The organism is Nonomuraea endophytica (assembly GCF_014203235.1).
Classification (GTDB): Bacteria; Actinomycetota; Actinomycetes; order Streptosporangiales; family Streptosporangiaceae; genus Nonomuraea; species Nonomuraea endophytica.
In genome coordinates this window covers 606,309-623,538 of record NZ_JACHIN010000004.1, presented here as the reverse complement: position 1 = coordinate 623,538, position 17,230 = coordinate 606,309, and the positions used below count along the sequence as shown (strand labels likewise).

General features: G+C 72.4%; 14 protein-coding genes. 3 read left to right on the top strand and 11 right to left on the bottom strand.

Annotated elements, in window-relative coordinates; translation table 11 throughout:
• Window positions 1-22: 22 nt before the first annotated feature.
• From HNR40_RS18420 to HNR40_RS18395, 6 genes are all read right to left on the bottom strand, one after another.
• Window positions 23-1,300, bottom strand: a complete 1,278-nt coding sequence (locus tag HNR40_RS18420) for a CehA/McbA family metallohydrolase (protein ID WP_184962745.1) — start codon at window positions 1,298-1,300, stop codon at window positions 23-25.
• Window positions 1,301-1,408: 108 nt separating this feature from the next.
• Window positions 1,409-4,924, bottom strand: a complete 3,516-nt coding sequence (locus tag HNR40_RS56365; RefSeq protein WP_184962743.1) for a tetratricopeptide repeat protein — start codon at window positions 4,922-4,924, stop codon at window positions 1,409-1,411.
• Window positions 4,921-6,306 (bottom strand): hypothetical protein, encoded by a 1,386-nt coding sequence (locus tag HNR40_RS18410; protein WP_184962740.1) that lies wholly within the window; start codon window positions 6,304-6,306, stop codon window positions 4,921-4,923. Before HNR40_RS18410 ends, HNR40_RS56365 begins: the two co-directional genes overlap by 4 nt.
• Before the next feature lies 1 nt (window position 6,307).
• Window positions 6,308-7,321 carry a hypothetical protein gene (locus HNR40_RS18405; RefSeq protein ID WP_184962738.1) on the bottom strand — a complete coding sequence of 338 codons (1,014 nt, stop codon included), beginning with the start codon at window positions 7,319-7,321 and terminating at the stop codon, window positions 6,308-6,310.
• On the bottom strand, window positions 7,318-8,433 hold the full coding sequence (locus tag HNR40_RS18400) for a hypothetical protein (protein WP_184962736.1): 1,116 nt from the start codon (window positions 8,431-8,433) through the stop codon (window positions 7,318-7,320). The genes HNR40_RS18405 and HNR40_RS18400 overlap by 4 nt, the downstream gene beginning before the upstream one ends.
• A 48-nt stretch (window positions 8,434-8,481) precedes the next feature.
• Window positions 8,482-10,020, bottom strand: a complete 1,539-nt coding sequence (locus HNR40_RS18395; protein ID WP_184962734.1) for an aldehyde dehydrogenase family protein — start codon at window positions 10,018-10,020, stop codon at window positions 8,482-8,484.
• A 207-nt stretch (window positions 10,021-10,227) separates the two neighbouring features.
• Here HNR40_RS18395 and HNR40_RS18390 point away from each other — a divergent pair, with 207 nt between their 5' ends.
• Window positions 10,228-11,706: a class I adenylate-forming enzyme family protein gene (locus HNR40_RS18390; protein ID WP_221340509.1), complete on the top strand. Its 1,479-nt coding sequence runs from the start codon at window positions 10,228-10,230 to the stop codon at window positions 11,704-11,706.
• On the opposite strand, the gene HNR40_RS18385 is transcribed toward HNR40_RS18390, so the two are convergent.
• The gene (locus HNR40_RS18385) at window positions 11,675-12,607 is read right to left on the bottom strand and encodes a hypothetical protein (RefSeq protein ID WP_184962731.1); all 933 of its coding nucleotides are present in this window, start codon (window positions 12,605-12,607) and stop codon (window positions 11,675-11,677) included. The two genes, HNR40_RS18390 and HNR40_RS18385, sit on opposite strands and share 32 nt — an antisense overlap.
• Entirely contained in the window at window positions 12,573-13,850 is a 1,278-nt protein-coding gene (locus tag HNR40_RS18380) for a cytochrome P450 (RefSeq protein ID WP_221340508.1), read from the bottom strand. The genes HNR40_RS18385 and HNR40_RS18380 overlap by 35 nt, the downstream gene beginning before the upstream one ends.
• Window positions 13,851-13,907: 57 nt before the next feature.
• Here HNR40_RS18380 and HNR40_RS18375 point away from each other — a divergent pair, with 57 nt between their 5' ends.
• Both HNR40_RS18375 and HNR40_RS18370 read left to right on the top strand, forming a co-directional pair.
• A complete protein-coding gene (locus tag HNR40_RS18375) occupies window positions 13,908-14,984 on the top strand; it encodes an alpha-hydroxy acid oxidase (RefSeq protein ID WP_221340507.1) in 1,077 nt (358 codons plus the stop codon).
• A complete protein-coding gene (locus HNR40_RS18370; RefSeq protein ID WP_184962729.1) occupies window positions 14,981-15,649 on the top strand; it encodes a sulfotransferase family protein in 669 nt (222 codons plus the stop codon). The genes HNR40_RS18375 and HNR40_RS18370 overlap by 4 nt, the downstream gene beginning before the upstream one ends.
• Before the next feature lie 8 nt (window positions 15,650-15,657).
• Here the strand turns inward: HNR40_RS18370 and HNR40_RS18365 are convergent, their stop codons facing one another.
• From HNR40_RS18365 to HNR40_RS18355, 3 genes are all read right to left on the bottom strand, one after another.
• Window positions 15,658-16,422: an SAM-dependent methyltransferase gene (locus tag HNR40_RS18365; RefSeq protein ID WP_221340506.1), complete on the bottom strand. Its 765-nt coding sequence runs from the start codon at window positions 16,420-16,422 to the stop codon at window positions 15,658-15,660.
• Window positions 16,419-16,580, bottom strand: a complete 162-nt coding sequence (locus tag HNR40_RS18360; protein ID WP_184962727.1) for a hypothetical protein — start codon at window positions 16,578-16,580, stop codon at window positions 16,419-16,421. The genes HNR40_RS18365 and HNR40_RS18360 overlap by 4 nt, the downstream gene beginning before the upstream one ends.
• A gap of 89 nt (window positions 16,581-16,669) precedes the next feature.
• Window positions 16,670-17,158, bottom strand: coding sequence for an RNA polymerase sigma factor (locus tag HNR40_RS18355; RefSeq protein WP_184963037.1), 489 nt, complete (start codon window positions 17,156-17,158; stop codon window positions 16,670-16,672).
• Between the last annotated feature and the right edge of the window lie 72 nt (window positions 17,159-17,230).

Below are 17,230 nucleotides of genomic sequence, written 5' to 3'. Positions count from 1 at the left end.
GGGACCCGCGTTCCCCCTTTTCTCACGCCAGGCGTGACTGGTAGACCCGGCGGGCCTCCGTCACCAGCCCGTCCCTGTCCTTGACGAGCCCCTCCAGCAGGTCCAGCCAGCGCAGGCAGAACGTCACGTCCTCTTCTCTCGCCACCCGGCGGCGCTCCACGTCCAGGTAGACCGGGCTCGAATGCGCCCGCACCAGGCCGCCGCCCTCCGCCACCGCCACCACGTACGTCGGCCAGTCCACGCGTAACTCGGCCGCCACCTCGTTCGGCGGGCCCGAGGCCAGTTCGCCGTCGGCGGTCAGCAGCCGCACCCGCTGCACGCCGGGGCCGATCACCCGCGCCGTCGCCCGCACCCGGGTGCCCGCCTGCAGGTCGATCGTGGCGCCCGGACGCTCGCCCTCCACCGACAGCTCCAGGAAAGGGCCCGTGGTGGCGAAGGTACGGCTGTGCCGTACCGCGTGGGCGTAGGACTCGGCGGTGAGCGGGCCGTCCACGTGCGCGTACGTGCGCTCGCCGCCGATCGGGCCGAGGCGTCCCGCGGTTCCGGCGACCGCGGCCACCCGGTTGCCGGCCCCGATCAGCCGCCGGTACGCCCGGTCGGAGCCGATCGCCGAGGAGAAGCTGTCGACCAGGCCCAGCGCCGCGTCCACGACGGACATGCGGGCGTCGTAGATCGGGTAGCCGCCGTCGAACAACTGCTCCGGCGTCTCGACCGGGCCGCGGAAGGCGTTGGCGTACCCGATCAGCGCGCCCCGCTCGCGCAGCTTGTCCACCGAGCCCGACGGGACGCTCGGCGCGTCCTGCGCCAGCCCCACCCGGGCCACGTGGGTGGCGTCCGACCAGGGCAGGTTCCGGCCGGCCCAGAGGTCCTCGGTGTCGCCGTCGCCCGCGAGCAGGTTGACCACGTGAAGATCCTCGCCGTGTTGTGAGTCGGCCACCCACTGGGGCGGGCGGTTGAGCCGCACGTGCAGGTCGCCGCCGTACCAGCCGCGGGCGGCGGCGTCGTAGATGCGCGGCGGGGCCAGCTCCACCAGCGTCTCGCCCGCGCCGGGGGTGAGCGTGGTCTCGGCGTGGCCGTACTCCATCCCGCGCGCCGCCCTGACGGTGAGCCGGCTCGACGGCACCTCCAGCACGACGTCGTCGCCGTGGAAGTACGGCAGGCCGTCGATGTCCCTGGCCGGTGAGGTGCCGTGCGGATACCAGCCGCGGCCGTCGGCCGTCCAGACGCTCCACCGGCATGGGAAGCCGGCGCGCAGGCGGAGGGTCTGCTGGGCCTCGAGTAGTGTCAGATCGTCACGCATCGGCTTCTCCCCGTAATCGAAGGCGCCGTTATCGTGCCACGACCCTGACTCGCCGGAAAGCCCGCCGGTTTCCGGCGGAGTGGCTTTCTTACTCCGAGGTAGAAGGATCTAGAGTCGAGGTGGAGGTTCGTATTTGGGCAGATCCGCGCGTTTCCCATGAAGGTGGGCAATCAGCGCACGCTGCGTTTCGGGGTCGCCGCGCCGGTCCGACTCCAGGTCCCGGATCGCCACCTCGATCAGCCCGCGGGTACGCGGCGGCGCCTCCTGGAACGCCTGCTCCAGCGCATGGTCGTACGCCGTCCTGGCCGCCTCGTCGTCGCCCTCGGCCCAGGCCAGCAACCCCAGGTCGAACAGCAGAAACCCGGGCCGGTCCGGCTTGACCGCCTGATACTGCTGGTAATAGTCCAGCGACTCCTGGTAGCGGCCCAGCCGGTAGAGGCACCACCCCCTGGTCGACAGGTGGTCGGGGTCGTACGGGCTGAGCGCGTCCAGCACCGCCTCATAGCACGCGGCGGCCCGCTCCCGGTCGCCCATCGAGAAGAACGTGTCGCCCTGTCCCGCCAGCGCCCCGGTGGAACCCGCGTCCAGCGCCAGCGCCCGGTCATAGGCCGCCAGCGCCGCCTCCAGGTCGGGCGTCTCCCGGTAGCGGTAGGCCCAGGCCAGCATCTCCTCGCAGTAGGCGGTCACCTGCCTGCCTGGCGCGGTCGCCTCCAGGCCCGCCTCGATCGCCAGGTCCCACGCCGCCACGTACGACAGCGTGATCGACAGCTCCGCCCAGATCCAGGCGGCGTCGGGCTCCAGCTCCACCGCCCGGGTCAGGTTCCTGATGGCCGCCAGCGGGTCCCTGGCGGTGCGCTGGATGGAGCCCAGCACGTAGAGCCGCTCGGCGTTGCCCGGCGCCAGCTCCACCGCCCGGCCAGCGGCCTCCAGCGCGGCCTCAAAGCGACCCATGGCCGCCTCCAGCCAGGCCTGCGCCGAGTGGATCTCCGGATCCTCCGGCCAGACCCTGACCGCCTGGTTGAGCACCTCCCTGGCCTCGTCCAGGCGGCCGTCGTACTGCAGCGCCTCGGAGTAGTGCACGACGACCTGGGGATCGGCGTCCCTGTTGACCACGGTGCCGGTCATGGCGTGCCCGCGCAGCAGGCGTACCGCCTCCTCGCCCCTGCCCAGGCGCTGCAGGGTGTTGCGGAGCATGACCAGGGCCAGCAGATCGACCGGCTCGGCCGGGTGACGCAGCTCCGCCGCCTCGCGAAGGTCGGCTTCGGCCTCCGCGTAGTGGCCCTGGGCGTACTTGGCCGCGCCGCGTACCGACAGCAGCCACCTGCTGTCGTCGGACTGGGGGATGGCCCGGGTGGCGTGGGCGATGGCGTCGTCCAAGTCGCCGGTCATGCGGTAGACCTCGGCCAGCGTGCCGCGCGCCCAGGACAGCTCCGGGTCGATCTCGATCGCGCGTTCCAGGTCAGTCCTGGCCTCGGACAGCCGCTGGAGTGTGTAGTAGAGCTGGCCGCGCGAGCCGATCGCGAAGGCGGACGGCTGCAGCCGTACGGCCTGCTCGGCCAGTTCCAGGCCCTCCTCGGGGCGGCGCGTCATGCGCAGCACCTCGGCCAGGTCGAGCAGCGGGTCCGAGGCGGTGGGCCACAGCTCGATCGCCCTGCGCAGGTGCGGCTCGGCCTCCTCGAAGCGGCCCAGCGCCAGCAGCGCGTTGCCGAGCCTGGCCCGCGCGAACGCGTAGTCCTCGTTGAGCTCGACGGCCCTGGACAGCTCGCGCTCGGCCTCCTCGCGCCGGCCGGCCAGGCCCAGCTCGACGCCGAGGTGGGCGTGGAGGTCGGCGTAGCCGGGCGCGAGCTCGATGCCCGCGCGGAAGGCGGCCACCGCCGCCTCGCGCTCCTCCAGCTTGCTGTAGGCCAGGCCCAGCAGGCGGTGGTCCTCGGCGTCGCGCGGCGGCATGCGGGTGATGTGCCTGGCCACGTCGCGGGCGTCCTTCGCCTGCTCCTGCACGCTGAGGATCTCGCTGTAGGCCCAGCGCAGCGGGATGTCGTCGGGGGTGCGCTCGATGGCCTGCTCGACCGCCTCCCTGAGGTCGGTGACGTCGGCGACGGGCAGCTCCGGCAGCCAGAACTCGGTCAGCTTCGTCAGCGCCCGCGGATCGAGCGGGTCGATCTCCAGCGCCCGGCGGAAGGCGGCGTCGGCCTCCGGGATACGTTTCAGCCCGTGCAGGATCTTGCCGCGGGCGGCGTGCGCGGCGGCGTCCTCCGGGTCCAGCTCCAGCGACCGGTCCAGCAGCCGCAGCGCCTCGGCCGGGTCGTCGGCCTCGACGACCTGGGCCTGCGCGCGCAGCGTCCACGCGTTCTCGAAGCCCAGGCCCGCCGCCCGGTCGAGGTCGTCCTTGGCGCCCGGCAGGTCCATCAGCCGCCTGCGCAGATCCCCGCGTACGGCCAGCATCCAGCCGTCGTCCGGATCCAGCGCCAGGGCCTGGTCGAGCAGCGGCGCGGCCTCCTCCAGCATGCCCAGATCGAGGCGGGCGACGGCCAGGTGGCGCAGCACGACCGGCTCGTCGGGCACGAGCACGGCCGCCTTGCCGAGGGTCCGCTCGGCGTCCGCCACCTGGCCCACTCCGAACAGCGCGATGCCCTCCACGATCAGCGCCCTGGGGTCGTCGGGCAGGTCGGCCCTGATCTCGCGGACCAGCTCCAGCGCCCGGTCCATGTCGCCGGTGCCGAGCAGGATCTGGGCGGCGGCGAAGCGGACGACGTGGTCGGCCTCGGCGTCCAGCGCGGCGTCCACGTGCTCGCGCGCCTGGGGACGGCGGCGCGCCCTGGCGCAGGCGTCGGCGGCGTCCAGGTGGAGCGCCGCGCCCGGCCGGCGGCGGGCGGCCTCGGTGGCGGCGTCGGCCGCGCTCTCGTCGTCGCCGACGCTCTGGAAGGCGATGGACAGCCACTCCAGGATGTCCGGATCGTCGCGGTCGGCCTGCAGCAGCGCCTCGATCGCCTCCTCGTGGCGGTCGGCCGCCAGCAGCGCGCCGCCGAGGTCGCGCCAGGCCGCCGAGGTGAGCTTGCCCAGCCGCTCGGCCAGGCCGAGCCGGAGCCTGGACAGCCTGACGTCGCCCTCCCAGCGGGCGCAGGCGCGGTCGGCGAGGTCCAGCGCGGCGTACGGGTCGCCCGCCTCGGCCAGCAGCACCTGCGTGTAGGCGGTGTAGGGGCTCTCGGCGTCACCCGCCCCGGCAACGATTCGCGCCGCCTCCTCGCGGCGGCCGGTGTGCAGCATCGCCAGCGCGTAGAGCGGCGGCGAGAACGACGGCGGCGAGACCTTCAGCGCCCTGGCGAACAGGTCGCCGGAGGCCGCGTGGTCGCCGGACTCGCGCTTGAGCATGCCCCGGGCGATCAGCACCAGCCCGAGCAGGCCGTTCAGCTCCGCGTGCCAGTTCGCGGAACGGGCCTTGAGCGCGGCGTGCAACGTTTCCTCCAGGGCGGTGGCACGCTCGGCCAGGCCGTCGGAGTGTTCCAGCCACAGGCCGGCCAGCAGCCAGCCCACCTGCTGCGACAGGTCGCCGGTGTCGGGGACCAGGTCGGCGCGCCGGCGGTTACGCCAGAGCTCGGCCATCGCCACGTGGTGTGACGTCATCATGTTCCCCTGGGGGTTCGGGTGGTGAGGGGGCGGCCGCCGCTCCTGGCATCAGGGGAGCGGCCCGTGCCGTCATGCCTGAGATGGTGCATGAGCCGGCCGGCGATCACGTTGGTGCGGAGGGGGTCTCGATGCCTGGCCACCCAGCCCGCGTTGAGGAGGATCACGACCCGGTCGACGGGGGTCAGGGGCGGCAGGGTGTCCCCGAGGAGGAGGTGGTCAGCACATGTTTGCACGTCTGCCCAGTTCTTTGCGGAAAAGCCGCGCAAGCGGTCTCTGTGCAGCGCGGTGTGGAGCCGGCGGCAGAAGTCCGGATCGAGGACGGGCTCCGGGGGGACGCCGAGCTGCCGCAGCAGGTCCGTCCAGAAGTCCTCGAGTTGGTCCACCTCCTCGGCGAAGGCGTCCTGGCCGTCGGCGGGGCCGGCCAGCCGCAGCATGGTCAGGATCATCCGCGCCCTGAGCGTGTCCGGCGGCAGGGCCGAGGCCGAGGGCGCGCTCGGGTGCAGGCGGAAGGTGAACATGGCGCGGGCGTAGGCGGGGCCCAGCATGAACGCGGCCAGCGCGTCCTCGGCCAGCCGGGCAGCGTACGGCGTCGGCGGCCGGGCGAGCAGCTCGTTGAGCATCCTGGCCTTGTCGGCGGCGTGCTTGACGACGCTGGCCCCCGCCTCCCTGGCCGCCAGCGGGACGCCCCAGATGTTCCAGTCGGGGAAGCCGAGCTTGATGACCGCGCGCATGCTGAAGGCCGGTGTCCGCGAGGGCAGCGACAGCGCCTGGTGCGGGCCGAGCATCCGGGTGAGCAGGTGGTCGGTCACCATGCACACGCTGTCCTCCACCGCGCTGTCGCGCATGGCCAGGCCCGCGACGAACTCGACGTAGTTGTCGTAGACCGGCTCCGCCTCCGTCTTGACGAACTCGGCGTACCCGCGCCACAACTCGGGCAGGTCCGCGCCGTCGGAGTCGAGCCGGTCGCGCAGCTTCTCCGCCTCGAAGCGCAGGTTTCCGGTGGCGGCCCGCAGGTCCTCCTCCAGCACGGTCTGCTTCTCCAGCTCCACCATCCGGTCGCTGAGCGGCTCGATCGTCTCGCGGATCCTGGCGACGCGGTCCTCGACCGCCTGGATGTGGCCGTCCAGGTTGGTGATGCTGGCCGTCAGCGGGCGGTTGCCGAGGTCGCCGAGCCGGCCCTTGCCCGGCCTGGCCAGCTCCTGTCCGATCGGGGCGGCGATGCTGGCGAGCTCGCTGACGGCGTTCTCGGCCTCCTGCAGCGCGTCCATCACCTCGCGCATGTGCTCGCGCTTGCGGATCGCGTCGGTCACCGCGCCGCTGATCCGGTCCAGGTCGGCCAGCAGGCAGTCCAGCCTGATCATCAGGATGAGCTTGCCGTCCACGTCAGCCGCCCCGGGCGAGCATGGCCAGGGCGCGCCCGCCGGTCTCCCCGGTGACCCTGCCGTCGAGGCGCAGCCGCCAGACGGCGTTGAGCACGTGGGCCGGGGTGATGCCGGGGCGACGGCGTTCCTCGCCGGTCAGCGCGCGTTCGGCTGCGCCGACCATGCCGCCGGGTTCGTAGCGGGCGCGGGGCAGGTGCCGTTCCAGCAGGTCGAAGACGGTCGCGGCGGGGATGTGGGCCGGGCTCTCCTGCGCGGCGTTCTCTTTCTCGCCGGTGAGCGCCGTCCAGGCCGGTGCGATCATGGTCTCGACGGCGCGGGCGTACGTCCTGCCGTGCTTGTCGGAAATGGCCATGAGCATGTCGGTCATCGTGTGCACGCGGATCCGCCACGACGGGTGGGACGGGCCGGTCACGTCCACCTCGTCCGGGTCGATGCGCAGGCGCACGCACGACAGCGGGTAGGCGGGGCCGAGGGCGTAGGTGGCGTAGCAGTCGGCGATCAGCTCTTCGCGGTGCCAGTTGTCGGCTCGTTCCAGCAGGGGCCGCTCGTCCTTGTCCCGGACGTGGCTCACCTCGCGGATGAGGTAGTGGCCGAGCTCGTGCGCGAGGACCGGGAGGTGCCAGGCGTCGGGGGAGGGCGGCAGCCGGAGCATGTCGGAGGTTCTGGTGTACGACTCCGAACGTGCGGACGCGGCGATCGCCACATGGGCGGGGACGCCCGCGCGCTCGCACAGGAAGCCCACCAGCGCCTCGGCGGCGCCCCCGTCGGCGCCGAGCGCGTGCCGGCGCAGCAGGACGGCCTGCGCGTAGTCGAGCGCCTCGACCCGCAGCCGCCCGGTCTTCTCCCGCAGGTGGCGCAGGTGGGCCCAGTCGTGTACCTCCCGCAGTTCGAGTATCAGGTCGTCGGCGTGGTGCCTGATGGAGTGGGCGGTGGCGGTGCCGGGCTCGGACCGGAGGGCCAGGTTCGCGGCCTGGTCGAGGGCGGCGATCTCGGCGCCGACGTGGTCGTCGATCATGCGGTGGCGTCCTCGACCACGGTCCGCACCCCGCGTACGGCCACCGGCAGGGACCACGCGTCGGCGTAGTCGGCCGCCAGCACGAGCACCGCGCCCAGCAGGAGCGCGGCCACCGCGCCCGCGGCCAGCGGCGTGGCCAGCCACGCGACCACGGCGGTGCTGACCGTGATCGCGATCGCCAGCACGTCCATGTGCTTGCCGAAGCGGTCGCCGAGCTCGGCCAGTTCGGTGCGGGCGCCGTCGAGCCTGGCACGGTCCAGGGCGTCGCGGGCGAGCCGTTCGTCCAAGGCGGATCTGACGCCTTCGGTGCCCAGCAGCGCCGACATCAGGAGCGGGCCGGCCGCCTTGTCCTTGTCCAGGCCGTCGGCCAGTTGGGAGACGGCTGTGTTGACCCGGTCGAGGGCTTCCATGGGGATGAGGCGGTGCAGGGCGGTGAGGGCCTTGTGCAGGGCGCGGGCGGCGAGCTTGGTGAGGGTGCCGGTGAGCGCGCCGACGCCGAGCTTGTCGAGGATCTCCTGGGCGGTCGTGGTGATCGTGCTCACGCCGGGGATCTTGGCCAGGGCGGCGCCCGCGACGCCGGCCGAGCGTTCGTGGATGCGGTCCAGGCAGGAGGCGGCCTCCTGGCGGAGGGTGGCGATCGCGGTGGGCAGATCGGGGGAGGCGCTCGCGGCGGCCTCGAAGCCGAAGCGGTCAGGGGGTTTCAGCGCCGTGGCCAGCCGCCCGAGAGAGTCCCCGGCCACCCGCAACCGCCCAGACTCAGAACCCGCCCCACCGCCACCCCCGCCGTCACGGGTCGCGCCTTCGCCTGCGTCGGTCTCGCCGACGTCGGCTGCGGCGGAGATGAGGGCTTGGGACAGGGCCAGGTCGTGTACGGCCTCGGCGAGCAGGTCGTCCGGGTCCGGGTCCGGTGTGTGGGAGCCGGGGCGGGATCGCTCGAAGCCGTACGAGCCGGTCTCGCCCAGGGCGGCGCGGGCCTGTTCGGCCAGGCGGTCGCGGGCGTAGCCGGCCCGCCGTTCGTTGCCCGCGGTCAGCGCGGCATGGAGCTCACCGACCGTGTCCTGCAGGGATCGTGCCGACCGCGCGAGGCCGTCGAGGTGCTGTCGTGAGCCCACTGTGCATCCCTCCGGAGCAACATTGTGAGGCTCCGGAGGGAATGTTGCCTAGGGGAGTCGGAAGTCCAGGTCAGGAGTGATATCTGCCACGTCCATCTGGGCCTTTTGCAGACGTCCGGAATGATCCCAGTTCATGGCCTGCCAGCGGGTGAACTGGTCAAGCACCCACATACCGGACTGCCGGCTGCCGTTGCCGGACTTGCCGTTGCCACCGAACGGCAGGTGCGCCTCGGCGCCGCTGGTGGAGTTGTTGACGCTGACCATGCCGGCCGAGACGCCCTCGCGGAAGCGGAAGGCGTTCTTCGCGTCGGTGGTGTAGATGGAGCTCGACAGGCCGTAACCGGGCAGGTTGGCCAGCTCGATGGCCTCGTCCATGGTCTGGAACGTGGTCACGCCGACGATCGGGCCGAACGTCTCCTCCAGGAACAGCCGGTCGTCCGGGCGTACGCCGTCGACCACGACCGGGTGGTAGTAGAGCCCGTCCTCGCCGGTGAACTCGTGGTGCGGGCTCTCCTTGCTGATCTTGCCGGTGCTGCCGGTCACGACCTCGTGGTGCGGCTGGATCCAGGTCAGGAACTCCTCGTAGCGGACCGCGAACTTCTCATCCAGCAGCGGCCCGGCCAGCACGTCGCCCATCGGTTCACCGATCTTGGCGTTGGAGACGGCGCGGGCGAAGCGCTCGACGAACTCGTCGTGGACGCTCTCGTGCACGATGACGGTGCCGAGGCTGGTGCAGCGCTGGCCGGCCGTACCGAAGCCGCCGAACAGCGCGCCCTCCACGGCCAGGGCGAGGTCGGCGTCCGGCATGACCACCATCGGGTTCTTGCCGCCGAGCTCCAGGCAGGCCGACTGCAGGTGGCGGCCGGTCAGCTCGCCGATCTTCCTGCCCACCTCGGATGAGCCGGTGAAGCCGACCTTCTGCACGCTGCCCTCGGACAGGGCGAGGTCCAGGCCCTCGAAGGTCTCCTTGCCGTCGGCGAAGACGATGTTGAGCACGCCTTCGGGCAGGCCGGAGGCGGCGAACAGCTTGTACATCGCGTGCGCGGAGGCGGCGGCGTACTCGGCGGGCTTCCACACCACCGCGTTGCCGCACAGCAGCGCCGGAACCAGATACCACGAGGGCACCGCGACGGGGAAGTTCCCGGCGGTGATCACCGCCGCCACGCCGACCGGGTTGCGGAAGGTGAACAGGTTCTTGTCCGGCATCTCCGACGGCACCGTCTGGCCATAGAGCCTGCGGCCCTCGCCCAGGAAGAAGTCGCACGTGTCGACGATCTCCCGCACCTCGCCCAGCGACTCCTTGTACGGCTTGCCGATCTCCTCGGTCACCAGCCGCGCCAGCGCCTCCGCGTTGGCCTCAACCAGCCGCCCGATCGAGGCGATCACCCGCCCGCGCACCGGCGCCGGCACCTTGGCCCACTCGCGCTGCGCCTCCTTGGCGGTACGGCAGGCGGCCGCGAAGGCGCCGGCGTCCGCGAGGCCCACACTGGCCACGACCTCACCGGTGCGCGCCGGGTTGGCCGAGATGTAGGTGCTGGTGGCAGGGACGTCCTTGCCACCGACAATGGAGACAATCTGACGGGTCACCGGAGACCTCCTCGTAGTTCCTCCGCAAAGACAATCATCCTGCCGCACATTTTCCCAAGCCCTGGCGAACGTCCGTCGATGTCCTGGTTCGTATTACTGCGACGGCGAATCTCTGGAGCTGTCCAGATGCGTATAACCGGATGACCGTCTTTCCGGAATAACGGCTGGGGTGCCGTTCCTCGAAGGGGTGTGTGCGGGAAGACGGCCGTGCGCGCGCGTCCCCGGGTGCTGTGGCGGTCCACCGGGGCGCGCGCCCTCACACCTGGAGTGACGATGCTCTTCCCCGGCCCGGTTCTGGAGGCGCTGGAGCGCGCGCCGGCGCGGCCCGCGATCGAGCACGGTGACCGGGTGGTCACCCGAGGGGAGCTGCTCGGGCTGGTCGCGCGGTGCGCGGACGGGCTGCGCGCGAGGGTGCTGCGGCCCGGCTCCTGCGTCCTCGTCGTCGCCGCCTCGACCCCCGAGGTCTACGCCGCGCAGCTGGCCTTGCACGCGCTGGGCTGCCTGGTGGGGATGGCCCGCCCCGGCTGGGGTCCGGGGCGGCTGGCCGAGGCGCGGGCGGCGGGCTTCGACGCCGTGCTCACCGACGCCGAGGTGGCCGAACTGACCGCCGGATCCGCCGGCGTGGTCGAGCTTGGCGCGCGGCCCGATGATCTTGCCCGGCTCACGTTCACCAGTGGCAGCACCGGGAGGCCCAAGGCGCCCGTCCAGACCTACCGCGCCTACAGCCTCGCCTACCGGCCCGACGCCTGGCCGCCGCCGCTGAAGGCACTGATGGCGAACTTCGAGCGCTGCCTGGTCCACGCCAGCCTCGCCGGCCCGGTCATGATGACGTACCTGGGCAGGACGCTGGTCGCCGGAGGTGTCGCGATCATCCCCGAACTGCCGCTGGCCGAGGCGATCTCCGCCCACCGGGCCACCGCCACGATGATGGCGCCGCCGGTCCTGGGCGGGCTCCTGGATGAGGGCGCCGAGCTGCGCGGCCTGCGGGCGCTGGTGCTCGGGGGCGCGCCGGCCGCGCCGTCGCTGCTGGAGCGGGCCGCCGACCGGCTCGGGCCGGTGATCTGGCAGGGGTACGGCCAGGCCGAGGCGGGCGTGATCGCCATGTTGACGCCGGATGACGTGGCGGCGGGCCGTACCGGGGCGGTGGGGCGGCCTTTGCCCGCCGTACAGGTGAGCCTGCGTGACGGCGACGGGCGGCCGGTGCCGCACGGCGCGGACGGCGAGGTGTGGGTGCGCAGCCCGCACATGATGGCCGGATACTGGCGCGCGCCCGAGTTGACCGGTGAGGTGCTGCGCGACGGCTGGCTGCGCACCCGCGACCTCGGCTTCCTGGACCGCGACGGGCTGCTCCACCTGACCGGCAGGACCCGCGACGTGATCATCGTCGGCGCCGAGGTCTGCCACGCGGGCGCGATCGAGCGGGTGCTGGCGGCGCATCCGGACGTGGAGCAGGCGTTCGTGGTCGGCGCGCCGGACCGGGAGACCGGCGAGGCGGTGCACGCCTTCGTGGTGCCGGCCGCGGGGCGGGCGCCCGACGTCGGTGTGCTGGCCGCGCTCGTGCCCGAGGCGTTGAGCGCGGCCAGCGCGCCGAAGAGCATCACCGTCATCCGGGAGGTCCCGCTGAACGCGGCGGGCAAGCCGGACAAGCTGGCGCTCAGACCCACGGGGCCGTCGGCCACCAGATGATCTCGAAGCGGCCGAGCAGCCTGCCCACCCAGTAGAGGGCGGTGAAGGAGCCCGCGACGATGAACGCGGTGCCGGTGATGACGGCCGGCCGTCCCGGCCTGGCGTTCAGCCAGCGCTGGGCCCGGCCGCCGAGCGCGAGGGCGAGCAGCAGCACGAGCACCGCCATGACGACGATGTTGCCGAGCGACTGCAGCATGAACGCCAGCGCGCCGTAGAGCGGGTTGTGGCTGGCGGCGGCGTCCCGGAAGAGCTGGCGGAACAGCCCGAACGGCCGGCCGATGAGGAAGGCGCCGATGATCGCGCCCATGACCAGCATGCGCGCGTTCGGGAAGCGCCGCTCCAGCCGGGCGAGCGGATCCTTGACCAGGCCGAGCGCGGCCAGTCCCAGGAAGACCAGGATCAGCCCGATCAGCCCGAAGGTGACCATCGACTGGATGTTGCGCGCGAGCAGCCCGCCGGCCGGCGGCGAGTTGGCGAACTGCGGCATGGCGGTGCCGGCCAGGCCCACCACGAAGCCGTAGACGCCGGACACCGCCAGCACGCCCACGGCCAGCCAGCCGAGCGGCTTGAGCGTGCGCGCCATCCGCGCGCCCGCGGAGCTGCCTGCGCCCACCAGCGGCGCGACCGCGCCCATGGCGGCGATGTTGCAGGCGGTGAACGTGCCGGCCAGCCCGGTCACGAACGCGAACACGACGCCGGACAGGATCCCGGCGATCGGGGTCTCCGAGGCGTCGTGGCCGAGGAGGGTGTCGGCGACGCTCGCGCCGATGGTCTGGTCGACGAACTCCGCCGACCACACGACGGTCAGCAGGAAGCCGGCCAGCACGCTGAGCAGGACGACCAGCCACCGGCGGGCCGCAGGGCGCTCAGCCGGCGTGGTCTCGGTGGCGCGCAGGGTCATGGGAGGTGTTCCTCTCCTGTTCGAAGTGGCGCTCGCACAGGCGCAGGCGCCTGGCGTGCCAGACCATGTACGTGCCGAGGACGAGCTGGAGCGGGCTGCGCCACACCTCCTCCCATCGATCGCGCAGCCGGAGATAGGCGAGGACGAGCCGGCGGTGCCGTACCCGGTGGCCGCGCGGGGTCATCAGGCAGGGACCGCGGTTGGGCAGCGGGCGGGTGTGCCGGGCGGTCGTGGCCAGGTCGTGCTCGCGCAGGACCTCCCTGACGACGGCCCCGATGCTGATCGGCGCCAGGTGCCAGGCCGGGCAGGGCCGGTTGGCCGCCACCCCGAACGGGATGTGACCGCCCGAGCGGTGGAACTCCGGATAGCTGAAGCACAGCACCGAACCGGCCGGGATCGGCTCGGCCCCCTCCAGGCAGATCTCCGCCGAGGTGATCCGGTGCGCGACGCCGAACAGCGGGAAGTCGTGCAACGTCCACTCGATGACCGCCTCCAGCGGACCGTCGGCGCCGTGGGCGGCGATCTCCATGAGCACGTGCGCGGTGGCCTCGGCGCTCTGCACGACGGCCGTGTTGAAGAAGGTGCCCTGGAGGTAGAAGGCGCGTTCGTGCTCGTCGAGGGTCTCGGGCAGTGGGTGCGGCACCCGGCCGAGAGTGTCGCGGAGGTGGCGGGTCAGGCGCAGGCGCCGGTCCATGTGGCGCAGGCCGCAGCACTTCAGCGAGGTGACCACGTCTTCGGAGTGGTCCACGATGAGGTCTCTGACGCCTGGCGGGCAGGGGATGCCGAACACCACCCGGTGATAGAACTCCGCCCAGACCGGCATCATCAGGTCGCGCAGCCGTACCAGGCCGTGCTGCCGGGGGAGGGCGGCGCGCAGGCTGGCAGTGGCGAGCTCGTCGGCGGTACGGCTCGGCATCGTCAGGATGCGGCGGGTGCAGCGGGCGACGTCGTTGTAGCGGGGTCCGGGTTCGAGGTGTTCCTGGTGGACCTCGGCGCCGGGCGAGAGCCAGTACCAGAACAGGTCGGACAGCGCCGCGCCGCGGCTGCGGCCGTCGGCGGCGGGGTGCGCGTAAAGCTCCATGAAGCGGGAGAGGTCCACGAGGTCGCCGGGCACCGGGATGCCGTCCGCGCCGTTGACGCGCGCGAACAGCCACGTGCGCAGCTTGGTGACGGCGCCGGGCAGCCAGTACGGCAGGCTCAGCAGGACGGCGAGTGCCCCGAGGGTGGCGACCACAACAATCACACCTGGTTCTACGAATGCCGATATGTCCCGAGATTCACCGGAATCTTTTGGGCTGTCGTGATCCGTACAACTCACATGGAGGTCTTCAACCTGCGCGACTTCGAGGACGTGGCCCGGGAGAAGCTCGACCCGGTGTACTACGACTACTTCGCCAGCGGGGCGCAGGACGAGGTGACGCTCGCGGCCAACGAGGCGGCGTTCCGGCGGCTGGCATTGGTGCCGAGGATCCTGCGCGGCCACGGCCCGCCCCGGCTGGCGGGAAGCGTGCTGGGGTGCGAGAGCTCGATGCCGGTCCTGCTCGCGCCGACCGCCTTCCACCGGCTGGCCTGGCCCAGTGAGGGCGAGGCGGCCACGGCCCGCGCGGCGCGCGAGGCCGGCGTCATCATGATCGCCGCGATGCTGTCCACGATCACCATCGAGGAGATCGCGGCGGCCGGGGGCACGCTGTGGTTCCAGTTGTACATCCAGCCCGACCTGGGTTTCACCGAGTCGCTGGTACGGCGGGCCGAGGCGGCCGGCTGCCGCGCCCTGGTCGTGACCGTGGACTCACCGGCGCTGGGCAGGAACGAACGCGGCGACCGCAACGACTTCCACGACCTGCCGCCGGGCATCTTCTGCGCCAACATGCGCGGCTCCGGCCGGAGTGATGGCCGGAACGATGGGCATGTGCGACAAGTCAGCCTTTCTCCCGAAATTTCGTGGAGGCATGTGGAGTGGCTGCGCGGCGTGACGCGGCTCCCCATCCTGCTCAAAGGCGTCCTGCACCCCGCCGACGCCGCCCAGGCCGTGTCCTGCGGCGTGGACGGTCTGATCGTCTCCAACCACGGCGGACGGCAGCTCGACACCACCCCCGCCACGATCGACCGGCTGCCCGTGATCGCCGACGCGGTCGGCGGCCAGGTCCCCCTCCTGCTGGACGGCGGCGTCCGGCGCGGCACCGACGTGGTGAAGGCCCTCGCCCTGGGCGCCTCGGCCGTCGCCCTCGGCCGCCCGGTGCTGTGGGGACTGGCCGGTGGCGGAGCCGACGGGGTCGCCCAGGTGCTGTCCCTGCTGCGCAGGGAACTGGAGAACGCGCTGACGTTGTGCGGGGCCGACTCGCCCGGCGCGCTGACCAAGGACCAGGTGGTGGGATGAAGGTCATCGGTGTCGGCGTCGGCAGGACCGGCACGCTGTCGCTGAAGGCGGCGCTCGAACGCCTCGGCCTCGGCCCCTGCTTCCACGGCCGCCACGTCCTGGACCACCCCGACCGCCTGCCCCTGTGGCGCGCGGCCGCCGCCGGTCAGCCGGTGTCCTGGGAAGCGGTGTTCGCCGGATACGCCTCCAGCGTGGACTGGCCCGGCGCCGCCTTCTGGCCCGAGATCCTCACCGCCTTCCCCGCCGCCAAGGTGATCCTGACCGAACGCGACCCCGAGTCCTGGTACGCCAGCGTGTCCAGGACCATCTACCGCATGTTCGGCGACGGCGAGCCCGACGCCCGGGTGGCCGAGGCCAGGCGGACCGTGCCGGGCCTGGACGTGTTCACCGCGTTCCACCGGGCCATGATCTGGGACGGCTTCTTCTCCGGCCGCTTCACCGACCGCGCGCACGCCGTAGCCGTCTACCGGGAGCACAACGCGGCGGTACGCCGGGTGGTGCCGGCCGAGCGGCTCCTGGTGATCGAGCCGGGGTCGGGATGGGGCCCGCTGTGCGACTTCCTCGGCGTGCCGGAGCCGGGCGAGCCGTACCCGCACCTCAATGATCCCGAACGGTTCTGGGCGCGGGTCGAGGCCCGGATGGCGGAGTCCCGTCCCGCTTCCTAGACCGAGCTTCAGGTACGGCGGGCGCTCACCAGCGCGAACGACAGGAACTCGCCCTGGTCCGCCTCCAGCATCGCGATCGTCCGCTCGGCGGCGTCGCGGCCCTCGGGGCGGTGCTCCAGGCAGGCGCGGGTCCACAGGAGCCAGTCGTTCCAGCCGCCGGGCTGCAGGCGCGCCGACGTCACCGTGACCAGCTCGGTGATCTCCCACTGGAAGCGCCACCACTCGGCGGTGTGCCAGGCGAGCGCCTCCCAGCCCACCAGGGCCTTGATGTGCGGCGGGATGGCGCCGAGATCGCGGATCTCGGCGGTCATGCCGGGGGTGGCGATCCCGAGCTGCCCGCCCGGCTTGAGGAAGCTCGTGATGTAGGCGAGGTAGCTGTCGGCGGTGCCGAAGTACTCGTAGGAGTCGATGCTGACGATCGCGTCAAAGGACTCCTTCTCGAACGGCAGCGCGTGCGCCTCGGCGTTCACCGCCAGCACCCGGTCGGCGACCCCCGCCTCCCTGAACACCTCCTTCGCCGTGTCCGCCGCCACCCAGAGGTCGGCCGCCACCACCTCGACCCCGAACTCCCCGGCCAGGAACACCGACGTCGCCCCCATGCCGGAGCCCAGGTCCAGCACGCGCATGCCCGGCTTCAGGTCGAGGTCGCGGGACAGGTCCTCCAGGAGCCACAGGGGGTGCGGGCCCATGTCCAGGCCGACCACCCAGGCGGGGTCGTAGTGGGAGGAGCGGGGGTAGACGTCGGGGCGGTGGAGGTTCTTCAGTGCGGTCACAGGGCGGCATCCCACCACGTCACCACCCCGACCAGCAATCCGATATCCCTGTCGCGGTCCTCGGGCCGCCCGCGCAGGGTGTCGGGCGGGCGGCGCGTTGGGGTGCGGACCTCGTGGAAGGGACCGGGCGCCAGGGGGTCGAAACCCAGGTGTGCCATTGGACCTCGTGGGAGGGGCCGGGTGCCGGAATGTCGGAGCCCAGGGTGTGCCATCGGCCCTCGGGGGCGGGTGCGGGGCGTAAAGCGAGTTAGGGGGTGGTGGTCAGGGCGGTGCGGATGCGGGCCAGGCCGCGGCGGATGCGGGTCTTGGCGGTGCCCAGGGGGATGCCTTCACGGTCGGCGATCTCCTGGGCGGTCAGGCCGTACAGGATCGACAGGACCAGAGGGCGGCTCTGGGTGGCGGGGAGGGCGAGGAGTTCTTCCTGGATGCGTTCGACTCGGGCGCCGGGGTCGGGTCGGGGCGCCGGGATGGGTAATCGCCACGGATCCACGGGCAGGTCGCGGCGCAGGCGGACGGCGTCGACCGCCAGGTTGCGGGTGATGGTGAGGAGCCAGGTCGCGACCCGGCCGCGGCCGGGGTCGTACGCGGCGGCGTGCCGCCACGCCCGGACGAAGGCGTCCTGGGCCACCTCTTCCGCAAGGCACGGGTCGGCGACCACGCTCAGCGCCAAGCCGTACACTCTGGGTTGAAAGCGCCGCACGAACACGGCCGCCGCATCGGTGTCACCCGATGCCATTCCCGCCATGAGCGTCTCATCGGAGAGTGTCCACACATCCCACGACGATTCCCGCTGAGGGATGGTTCAAAG